Below are 9529 nucleotides of genomic sequence, written 5' to 3' on the forward strand. Positions count from 1 at the left end.
GACCAGTCTTGGGCTGACCGCCGGAATTATCGGCTGGCTGCTGCGGAGCGGCGCGCTGCTCAGCGCGCTCCTGTCATCGATGCCGCTGTGGCGCGGATTCGATCCGCTGCCGGTCGTGATGCGGCCGCAGCGGCGCGACCAGGACGATCAGCCGCCTTCCGACGTCGATCGCATGTTTTACGATACCAGCCCATCCATAAATTCCGAACGAGGTTTCAGGCCATGAAGCGCTATATCACCCCCACGCTGCAGATCAGTATCGGGATCTTGTCGCTGACGTTAAGCATCATTTTCATTGCCTACTCGCTTGGATTTTTTCCAGATGAGGAAAAGGCGGCGCTGGAAGCACGCGCGAAGATCTCCGAAACGCTCGCTCTCCAGCTTGCCAACCTGGCGGGCCGCAACGAAGCCGATGCGATCAAGGACACCATCGATGCCGTCGTCGGCCGCAATGGCGACGTCGTGTCGATGGCCGTACGCGGGGAGGACGGCAAGCTGCTCGTTGGATCGAGAGATCATGACAGCCTCTGGGTCGAACGCGCAGATGGCAAATCAACGGCAACGCAGGTGCAGATACCCCTGTTTAACGGCGACGTCCCGGCAGGAAAAATCGAGATCGTGTTTCGGCCAATGGCCGCAGACAATATTTTCGGTATGCCGAGTTCGATGATGGGTTTCGTCGGCTTCGTCGGTCTCACGGGCTTTGCGGGTTATTTCCTGATCCTGAAGCGGGCGCTTTGGGAATTGGATCCGAGCCGCGCGATTCCGGAGCGCGTCAAGGCCGCATTCGACACGCTCGCCGAAGGCGTACTCATCATGGACGAAAGGGAATTTGTACTTCTTGCCAACAACGCTTTCGTCAGGGATCTCTATCAGAGTTCCAAATCCTTGGTGGGCGTCAACGCGGGCACGCTGCCGTGGGCGGCATCTGGTGCGGCCGCCGAGGCAGCAGGTGAATTCCCCTGGCAAACAGCCATGCACGTCGAGCAGCCGGTGTTGGGCATACCCATGGCGATCCGCAATCCCTCCGGGGAATCGCGCCGACTGTCGGTCAACGCCACACGTATCGTGGACGGGCGAGGCATCGTTCGCGGCGTGATTGCGACGTTTGACGACGTGACCCTGTTGCACCGGGCAAACGAACAACTCAACACATCGATTCAGGAGTTGCATAGCTCTCAAGTCAAGATATCCGAGCAAAACAGGCAATTACAGTTGCTCGCATCAACCGATCCGCTGACGGGGTGCCTCAATCGCAGAACATTCTTCGAGAAGGCCGCACAGTCGTTGCAGAGGGCCGTCGGCCAGCGTCAATCGATATCGTTCTTCATGGTGGACGCGGATCACTTCAAGAGCATCAATGATCGTTTCGGTCACGTCGTCGGCGACAAGGTTCTGGCCGGAATGGCCGATGTGCTGGAGCGCTCCTGCGGCGATCACGGCCTGGTGGGCCGCTACGGCGGCGAGGAATTCTGCATCGCGGCCACGGGTTTGACCGCACCGGATGCCGAGCGACTGGCGGAGCGGATCCGGCGGGCGGTCGCCGATATCGCGACCTGGCTGCCGGGCGGCGAACGGGTCACCATCAGCATCGGAATAGCATCACTCGGCAGCACGCCCTGTGAATTAGCCGATCTTGTGAAACGGGCAGACGAGGCCTTGTACGCCGCGAAAACCGCGGGACGAAATCGCTATGTCAGCTGGGAAACAATACGCCCGCCGACCGAGGCCGCGAGGCCAGGACAGTTGGCACGGCTTCTGGCAGGCGCGTGAGGTTCTCCCTAAGGCTCTCCCTCATGCGCAGTGCCTGCACCGTCAGCTTAGGCCAGCGCGAGACGCATGACAGATCCTTGCTTCGATGGTAGAATTAATGTACAATTCTACCATGAACCTGAACATCAAAAACGACGAAGCCCATCAGCTTGCGACTGAGCTCGTCGCCCTTACCGGCGAAAGCCTCACCTCGGCGGTCACACAAGCGTTGCGCGAACGCCTGGCGCGCGAGCGCCGACGCCGGGGATCAGACCGTATCGCGGCGCGATTGATGAAGATTGGAAGCCAATATGCCGCGCTGGCCGACACTGGTCGCAGTCCGGATGAAATCCTTGGCCATGATGACCAGGGACTGCCGACGTGATCGTGGTCGACAGCTCGGCTGTGATCGCCATCTTCCGCCAGGAGTCGAATGCGGAAGATTATGCCCAAAGCATTGCCGTTGACGATGATCCCGTGATGTCGGCTGCCAACCTGGTCGAAACCTCGATCGTGTTGCGCGGACTGAAAAAGATCGCTGCGGAAAAAGCGGAGCGGTGGCTCGATGATTTCATCCAGACGGCGGGCATTCGCATAGAACCGGTGACGCGGGATCAGGCCCAGGCCGCTCGCTCGGCGCATCTGCGATTCGGCAAGGGAACCGGGCATGGCGCGGCGCTGAACTTTGGCGATTGCTTCGCCTACGCGCTGGCGAAAACAATAGATGCGTCGCTGCTGTGCAAAGGCAATGATTTTCCGCTGACTGACGTCCGTATCGCGTGAGCGAAGTCGTGCATATCGGTGAAACAACCTCGGGAGCGGACCAATGACGGAAAGCTCCCTTCGCCACATTGTCATTGTCGGCGGCGGCGCCGCCGGGCTGGAGCTCGCGACCAAACTTGGCGACAGCCTCGGGCGCCGGCAGCGCGCGCGCGTCACACTGATCGATCGCAGCCGAACCCACATCTGGAAGCCGCTGCTGCATTCCATCGCCGCCGGCAGCCTGCGTCGCTCGCAGCACGAATTGAACTACATGGCGCAGGGCCACTGGCACCACTTCCGCTACCGCAATGGCGAAATGACCGGCCTAGATCGGGCGCTGAAAAAAATTACCCTGGCTCCCACGGTCGATGACGAGGGCCGCGAGATCAGTCCGGAATCCCATCTCAGCTACGATACGCTGATCATCGCGGTCGGCAGCGTCACCAACGATTTCGGAACGCCCGGCGCCAGGCAATTTGCGGTGCCGCTGGAAACGCCCGAACAGGCGAGCCGCTTCAACCGCCGGCTGGTCAATGCCTGCGTGCGCGCTCAGAACCAGGGCAGTGCGGTCCGTCCTGGCCAGCTTTACGTCGCCATCATCGGGGCCGGGGCTACCGGCACGGAGCTCGCCGCCGAATTGCATCACACCGCCCGCGCCATCATCGCCTACGGGCTCGACAGGATCGACCCCGAACATGATTTGCGGATCGTTCTGATCGAGGCTGCGCCGCGCGTGCTGCCAGCCCTGCCAGAGCGAATCTCGGCCTCGACCCAGGAACTGCTGGTCAAGCTCGGCGTCGAGGTGCGTACCGGCGCGCGCGTGGCCGAAGTCCTGGCGGACGGGGTAAAACTCTCCGACGGCGAGATCATTCCCTCGGAACTGGTGGTGTGGTCGGCCGGGGTCCAGGCGCCGGCCTTTCTCGCCGGCATTGCCGGGCTCGAAACCAACCGCATCAACCAGCTGGCGGTGCGGCCCACCCTGCAGACCACGCTGGATGACGATATTTTTGCGATCGGCGATTGCGCGTCGTGCCCGCGTCCGGGCTTTCCGCAAAACGTGCCGCCGCGCGCCCAGGCCGCGCACCAGCAATCCGATTTCATGGTCAAGCAGGTCGGCAATCTCCTGGCCGGCCGGCCGCTCGCCGAGTTCACCTATCACGATTTCGGCTCGCTGGTCTCGCTCGGCAAATACAGCACGATCGGCAACCTGATGGGCGCGCTGGTCGGCCGCGGCTTCCTGATCGAAGGCACCTTCGCCCGCCTGATGTATCGATCGCTCTATAAAATGCATGAAGCGGCCTTGCATGGCCGAACCCGCACGCTGCTCGGCCTGGTCGCGCCCGGAGCCCGACCGGCGCCAACCGTGAAGTTGCATTGACGTTGGGCTGACCGACCTTGACCTAGGACAAACCCGGATCCGGGCGCTGGCGATACAATAACGTGCTGGTCTCGACAGTTGGCGGATCGCAAGATGCTCTATCGCTTCGGCCGCGCCATCCTGGCAGGACGGGTATGGACCAACTGCTATCACGCCTATCCGGCGCACGCGGCGTTCGGCGGCTACAAGCAATCGGGCATCGGCCGCGAAACCCACAAGATGATGCTCGACCACTACCAGCAGACCAAGAACATGCTGGTCAGCTATAGCCCTAAGAAACTCGGCTTCTTCTGATTCTTCAGAACACTGGCCGGCGCGGTCGCTTTCGTCCGCGTCGGCTTTTTTTTACTCACGGAGGCCGTCATGGAAGATAAAGTCTCGGCAACACCGGCGGCGCGGAGCCTGCTCGAACAGATCACAGCCGAGCATGGCCCGGTGCTGTTCCACCAGTCCGGCGGTTGCTGCGATGGATCGTCGCCGATGTGCTATCCGCAAAAGGAATTTTTGGTCGGGGATAACGATGTCCTGCTCGGCCACATCGGCGGCGCCCCGGTCTATATCGGCGCCTCCCAGTATGAGGCCTGGAAACATACCGACCTCATCATCGACGTCGTTCCCGGCCGGGGCGGCATGTTCTCCCTCGACAATGGCCGCGAGCTGCGGTTTCTGACGCGATCACGGATCTGCGTCCCGGCGCGGCCGAGCGATGGATGAATGACATCACCTGGGCTCGTCGTTGCGAGCCAATCGGGCGCGCGAACGCGCGGTCGATTGAGCCAAGCAATCCATCGCCGCCGCAGAAAGAAAAGCTGGATTGCTCGTCGCAAGAGCAACTCGCAATGACGGTTGGAAGGTCCTCATCCCAGGTTGCATCATGCGACACCGCCGAGATAGAGCCGCTTGACGATGTCGTTGCGCCTCAACTCGTCGACCGAAGCGGCCGCGACCACGATCTCGCCGTGGACGATGATGTAACCGCGGTCGGCGATGCGGATGGCCTGATTGAAGTTCTGCTCCGCCATCAAAACCGTCAGGCCGACGCGACGATTGAGCTCGCCGATCCTGGCGATGGTCTGCGATACCAGGAGCGGCGACAGGCCTACCGAAGGCTCATCGATCAGCAACAGCCGTGGCGAGGACATCAGCGCGCGCGCGATGGCGAGCATCTGTTGTTGTCCGCCCGACATGGTGCCGGCGAGCTGCTTCTGCCGCTCCCGCAGCGCCGGAAATGTATCGAAGGCAAGCGCAAGGTTGCGATCGATGTTGCGGCGGGCGGCCTTGCGGAAGGCGCCGAGCATCAGGTTTTCCGACACGGTCAGCCTCGGAAATAGCCGCCGTCCCTCGGGAACCAGCGCCACACCGAGATCGACGATGCTCTCGGGCGACAGCCTGGTCAGATCGTGCGCCTTGCCGTCGATCGTGAGCGAGATGCCGCCGCGGTTCGGGCGAACCAGGCCCGCTATGCACTTCATCAGCGTGCTCTTGCCGTTGCCGTTGGTGCCGAGCAACGCGACGGTCTCGCCAGCCTCGACATGGAGCGTGACGCCGCGCAGCGCCTTCACGGCGCCGTAACCCGCATCAATGTCATTGATGGCGAGGCTAAGTGCCAAGGTAGGCCTCCTGCACCCGCTGGTCGGCCATGACCTCGGCCGGCGCGCCGAGCGCGATGATCTTGCCGGCGTCAAGGCACATCACGCGCTGCGAGAAGCGCATCACGGCCTGCATGATGTGCTCGATCATGATGATGGTCATATCCTGGCCTGAAAGGCTCATGAGGAGATCAAGCACCTCATCGACTTCAGAGCCGGAAAGGCCGGCCATGGCCTCGTCGGAAATCAAAAGCTTCGGGCGCGTCGCCATTGCGCGCGCGAGCTCCATCTTGCGCAATTCGACCTGGCTGAGCTTTGCGGTCGATATGTCAGCCTTGGACGCAAGACCGGTCCGCGTCAGGATGGACATCACGGCGTCGCGCCGTTGCGCGGCCGAGGCGAGGTCGCCCGCGACGGTGGTGAAGTCAACCGCCACCATGATGTTTTCGGCGACCGTCATGCTTTTGAACGGCCGCGGGATCTGGAAGCTCCGCGCAATGCCGCGGCGCGTGCGCAGATGCGGCGGCAACCGCGTGATGTCCTCGCCAAGAAACACCACGGTACCCGCCTCGGTACGGAACGCCCCGGAGATACAGTGGATCAGCGTCGTCTTTCCCGAGCCGTTCGGGCCGATCAGGCCGAAGCGCTCGCCCAAGGGAATATCGATGCTGACATTGTCGAGGGCGATGAAGCCGCCGAACCGTTTGGTGAGTCCGCCGATCCGCAGCAAGGGCGCCTCGGCTGCTGCAGCGGACGTCATGCTTCGTCTCCGGCGCGAATGCGGCGACCCCTTCGGATCAGGCCAATCAGGCCTTCGGGCGCGGCGACCACGAACAGCACCAGCAGGACGCCGAGCACAAGCACATTTACTTCCGACGAAATGGTAACGGTCAGGAGTTGCTGGGTCCCGCCCAACAGGATTGCGCCGAGAACCGGGCCGGTCCAATGCGCGGTCCCGCCGATCAGGGACATCGCCAATACCGAGACCGAATAATTGAGATTGAAGGCCGACGACGGGTCCGCGTATTGCAGGTACATGGCGGCGGGTGCACCGGCCGCGCACATCAGCGCGCCGGAGATCACACAAGCCAGCAGCTTCAGCCGCAAGGTCGGCACGCCGGCGCATTCCGCGGCCAGCTCGTCGTCCTTGAGCGCCTGCAGCCCGCGGCCGATCCATGAGCCTTGGATGTAGCGCGCGATCGCAATCGCCAGCACCACGAGCAGCGCCTGAACGAAAAACAGCATCTGCACATAGCTGCCGAATGGCGTCATGACAGGCGGTCGCTGCAATTGAATGCCGGCCGCGCCGCCGACAAATCGCCAATTCGTCACCGACGTCTCGATGATGATCGTCAGCGCAATGGTCGCGATCGAGAAGAAGATGCCTTGCATGCGCAAGGTCAGAAGGCCCACCGCCAAGCCAAGGAATGCGCCGACGGTCGCGGCGGCTGCGATCTGCACGGCAAGCGGCGCGGCCATCGCCTTGAACAGGAACACGGCCGTGTAGACGCCAACGCCGAAAAATGCGCTGGTGCCGAAATTCACATAACCGGCATAGCCGCCGAGGATGCTCCATGCCACGGCGAGCACGACGAACTGCAGGATGCCATAAGCGGCAAAGAAGGGATATTCGTTGCGGATCAGCTGCGTCATCAGCGCGGCGGCGACAAGAAAGAGGGCCGCCCCGATCCAGAACGGCAGGCTGTTGCTATTCATAATCGCCTGCCGAGCAGGCCCTGCGGCCGGATCGCAAGCACGCCGAGCAGCATCGCAAACGAGATGGCCGGCGCCCAGGAGGCGCCGAACAGGGTCAGGACGATATTTTCGGCGACGCCGAGGATGATGGCGGCAATGAGCGTGCCGGATATACTGCCGAGCCCCGCCATGACCACGACGCAGAACGTCCGCCCGATATAGGCGCGGTCGAGTGTCGGTTCGACGGGAGCGACGATAATGAGCAGGGCACCCGCGATCCCGAGCACGGCCGTTGCAATGCCGAACGCCCATTGCTTGATCCGGACCGGGTTGGCGCCCATCAGTCGCAGCGCCTCCTGGTCCTGCGCCACCGCGCGGATCGCGCGGCCCATGAACGTTTTCGACATGTAAAGCGCCAACAGAATCGTCAGCGCGGAGGCGACCGCGAACGCGACCAGCATCCGGAGCGGAATCCGCATCTGGCCGATCCGCCAGGCCTTGCCGATATAGGACGCGGTGACCGAGCGCTGGTCGACGCCGAATTGCAGAATGATCAGCACTTCGACGATGAACGCGATGCCGAAGAAGAACGCGATACCGCGCACGCCGGCATCGCTGCCGCGCCTTTCGAAGGTCTCGTAATACAGCCGGTAGACGGCAAGACCGAACAGGAACAGCAGCGGCGAGATCGACAGCCCTGCCAGCAGCGGGTCGATATCAAAGCGATCGTTGAGGAAAAACACGCAATAGGACGCCAGTACCAGAAAGGCCGGATGCGCGACATGGGGAACGTCGAGCAAGCCGAACGCGACTGACAATCCAAGGCTGACGGCCGCGTAGAAGCAGCCGAGCAGCACGCCGAGCACCACCGCATCGAGCAGCAGGTTCATTGAAAACACGTGAGGTCCCCCTTGACCCTATTCAGGCGGAAGTTGCAGAGCAACTTCCGTAGGCCGCCGCCGGTTCGCGCACGCCTGATCGTCCCATCCCTATGCTCGGGGGGCGTTTGCCCGATCCCGGTCAGTGGGTCCAGAAAAACGCGAGGGTCAGGTCCGGGCGGCCTCGAAGGGACTGATGAGATCGCCAGACTTCAATTTGTCCGGGAACAGGATCACCTGTTTGCCCGGGCTGCGGAACTGCTCGATGTCCTTGTCCACGACACCGCGGAACTGCGCCATCAGCGTCGCGGTCTCCTTGCGCTCGCCGTCCGCCGAGAACGCGATCGGGCCGACGATGGTCTTGTGCTCGTTGTCGTGCAGATATTTTGCCAGAGCCTTTTGGTCGAGCGATCCCGTCGCCTTGATGGCCTGCTCGATGAGTTGACCCGAGGCGTAGCCGAACGGCGCAAGATAGTAGCCCAACGGATCGACCTTGGCTTCCGTGGCTCGTTTCGTGTAGGTCTCGAAGAACGCCTTGGTCCCGTCGTAATACATGTTCGGTTCCGGGAGCCAGGTATTGAAGTTGACTACGCCGTTGAGCAGCGAACCCAGGCTGGCCATCACGGAGCCGAATTGCAGACCGACCATGCCGCCACCGAAAATCTTGACGCTATCGGCGATTCCGATCTCATTCACGGCGCGCAGGATTCCGGTCGAATCCGGTGGATAGGACGCGATATAGACGATGTCAGGCTTCGCGGCGTTGAGCGCGCGGATGATGCTGGAGAATTCCACGGTGTTGGGAGGGTAGGCCTGGTCGAAGACGAGCGGCATGTTGCGCTTCTTTGCGACCTCCCTCGCGGTCAGCGCCAGATTCTGGGCGAATTCCTGGTCCGCCGTGAGCAGCGCAATGGTCTTGCCGCCGGCCTTCTGGCCCAGATCGAGGAACGCTGCCGCCCAGCTGTCGGCCGGTCCCCACGGAGCATTGTTGAACCACATGTCGTGGCCAACCTTGCTGTTCACCTGGAACGAGAAGTTCCCGATCAGCAACAGGCCGCGCTGCTTGACGAGCGGCATGATCGGCGCCGTTGGCACGGTCGCGTAGGGCGCGAACAGGAGATCGACCTTGTCGACATCCAGCAACTTGGAGTAGATCGCCGGGGTCTCGGCGGCGCTCGACTTGTCGTCATAGACGACAAGCTCGACCTTGCGGCCGAGCAGGCCACCTTTGGCGTTGACATCGTCACGCCAGATCTCGATGCCAAGCAGCGAAGCCTTGCCGCCGCCCGCCAGGCCGCCGGATTGCGCCATGGTCATGCCGATTTTGATCGGCGGCGGCTCGGCGGCCACGCCCGAGGTCCGTCCAGCCACGGCGATAACGATGGCTCCGCCGAGAAGCGTCCTGCGTTTCATTGATCCTCCCAAACGTCTATTTTCGATTGTCGTTTTCGATTGTCCGCCCGCGCCCGGATTCC

General features: G+C 62.3%; 11 protein-coding genes and 1 pseudogene. 7 read left to right on the top strand and 5 right to left on the bottom strand.

Annotation, left to right across the window (positions count from 1 at the left end; all coding sequences use genetic code 11):
- From ABSG20_RS21785 to ABSG20_RS21815, 7 genes and pseudogenes are all read left to right on the top strand, one after another.
- Positions 1 to 226: hypothetical protein (locus ABSG20_RS21785; protein WP_423866580.1), on the top strand; the 226-nt coding region annotated here is incomplete at its 5' end.
- Positions 223 to 1773: a GGDEF domain-containing protein gene (locus ABSG20_RS21790; RefSeq protein WP_423866581.1), complete on the top strand. Its 1551-nt coding sequence runs from the start codon at positions 223 to 225 to the stop codon at positions 1771 to 1773. The genes ABSG20_RS21785 and ABSG20_RS21790, both read left to right, overlap by 4 nt.
- Before the next feature lie 97 nt (positions 1774 to 1870).
- The gene (locus tag ABSG20_RS21795) at positions 1871 to 2137 is read left to right on the top strand and encodes a type II toxin-antitoxin system VapB family antitoxin (protein ID WP_423866582.1); all 267 of its coding nucleotides are present in this window, start codon (positions 1871 to 1873) and stop codon (positions 2135 to 2137) included.
- Complete coding sequence (locus ABSG20_RS21800; protein WP_423866583.1) at positions 2134 to 2535, top strand: type II toxin-antitoxin system VapC family toxin; 402 nt, start codon at positions 2134 to 2136, stop codon at positions 2533 to 2535. Before ABSG20_RS21795 ends, ABSG20_RS21800 begins: the two co-directional genes overlap by 4 nt.
- 43 nt (positions 2536 to 2578) lie before the next feature.
- On the top strand, positions 2579 to 3892 hold the full coding sequence (locus ABSG20_RS21805) for an NAD(P)/FAD-dependent oxidoreductase (protein ID WP_423866584.1): 1314 nt from the start codon (positions 2579 to 2581) through the stop codon (positions 3890 to 3892).
- A gap of 93 nt (positions 3893 to 3985) precedes the next feature.
- Positions 3986 to 4186 (top strand): annotated as a pseudogene (locus tag ABSG20_RS21810) (aldehyde dehydrogenase family protein); the annotation flags it as partial.
- 69 nt (positions 4187 to 4255) lie between these two features.
- A complete protein-coding gene (locus tag ABSG20_RS21815) occupies positions 4256 to 4606 on the top strand; it encodes a DUF779 domain-containing protein (protein ID WP_423866585.1) in 351 nt (116 codons plus the stop codon).
- 158 nt (positions 4607 to 4764) lie between these two features.
- Here the strand turns inward: ABSG20_RS21815 and ABSG20_RS21820 are convergent, their stop codons facing one another.
- The 5 genes from ABSG20_RS21820 to ABSG20_RS21840 all read right to left on the bottom strand — a co-directional run bounded on the left by ABSG20_RS21820 (position 4765) and on the right by ABSG20_RS21840 (position 9467).
- Positions 4765 to 5502: an ABC transporter ATP-binding protein gene (locus ABSG20_RS21820; RefSeq protein WP_423866586.1), complete on the bottom strand. Its 738-nt coding sequence runs from the start codon at positions 5500 to 5502 to the stop codon at positions 4765 to 4767.
- Entirely contained in the window at positions 5492 to 6241 is a 750-nt protein-coding gene (locus ABSG20_RS21825) for an ABC transporter ATP-binding protein (RefSeq protein ID WP_423866587.1), read from the bottom strand. The genes ABSG20_RS21820 and ABSG20_RS21825 overlap by 11 nt, the downstream gene beginning before the upstream one ends.
- Positions 6238 to 7197: a branched-chain amino acid ABC transporter permease gene (locus ABSG20_RS21830; RefSeq protein ID WP_423866588.1), complete on the bottom strand. Its 960-nt coding sequence runs from the start codon at positions 7195 to 7197 to the stop codon at positions 6238 to 6240. The genes ABSG20_RS21825 and ABSG20_RS21830 overlap by 4 nt, the downstream gene beginning before the upstream one ends.
- Positions 7194 to 8066, bottom strand: coding sequence for a branched-chain amino acid ABC transporter permease (locus tag ABSG20_RS21835; protein ID WP_423866590.1), 873 nt, complete (start codon positions 8064 to 8066; stop codon positions 7194 to 7196). Before ABSG20_RS21835 ends, ABSG20_RS21830 begins: the two co-directional genes overlap by 4 nt.
- A 156-nt stretch (positions 8067 to 8222) precedes the next feature.
- The gene (locus tag ABSG20_RS21840; protein ID WP_423866589.1) at positions 8223 to 9467 is read right to left on the bottom strand and encodes an amino acid ABC transporter substrate-binding protein; all 1245 of its coding nucleotides are present in this window, start codon (positions 9465 to 9467) and stop codon (positions 8223 to 8225) included.
- Positions 9468 to 9529 lie beyond the last annotated feature (62 nt).

Origin of the sequence: Bradyrhizobium sp., from assembly GCF_049512235.1 — a bacterium.
GTDB lineage: Bacteria > Pseudomonadota > Alphaproteobacteria > Rhizobiales > Xanthobacteraceae > Bradyrhizobium.

Excerpts from the sequence above, each read along its gene's own strand:
- ABSG20_RS21830 (WP_423866588.1), bottom strand. The coding sequence starts at position 7,197 with ATGAATAGCAACAGCCTGCCGTTCTGGATCGGGGCGGCCCTCTTTCTT.
- ABSG20_RS21835 (WP_423866590.1), bottom strand. The coding sequence starts at position 8,066 with ATGAACCTGCTGCTCGATGCGGTGGTGCTCGGCGTGCTGCTCGGCTGC.
- ABSG20_RS21790 (WP_423866581.1), top strand. The coding sequence starts at position 223 with ATGAAGCGCTATATCACCCCCACGCTGCAGATCAGTATCGGGATCTTG.
- ABSG20_RS21795 (WP_423866582.1), top strand. The coding sequence starts at position 1,871 with ATGTACAATTCTACCATGAACCTGAACATCAAAAACGACGAAGCCCAT.
- ABSG20_RS21840 (WP_423866589.1), bottom strand. The coding sequence starts at position 9,467 with ATGAAACGCAGGACGCTTCTCGGCGGAGCCATCGTTATCGCCGTGGCT.
- ABSG20_RS21805 (WP_423866584.1), top strand. The coding sequence starts at position 2,579 with ATGACGGAAAGCTCCCTTCGCCACATTGTCATTGTCGGCGGCGGCGCC.
- ABSG20_RS21815 (WP_423866585.1), top strand. The coding sequence starts at position 4,256 with ATGGAAGATAAAGTCTCGGCAACACCGGCGGCGCGGAGCCTGCTCGAA.
- ABSG20_RS21825 (WP_423866587.1), bottom strand. The coding sequence starts at position 6,241 with ATGACGTCCGCTGCAGCAGCCGAGGCGCCCTTGCTGCGGATCGGCGGA.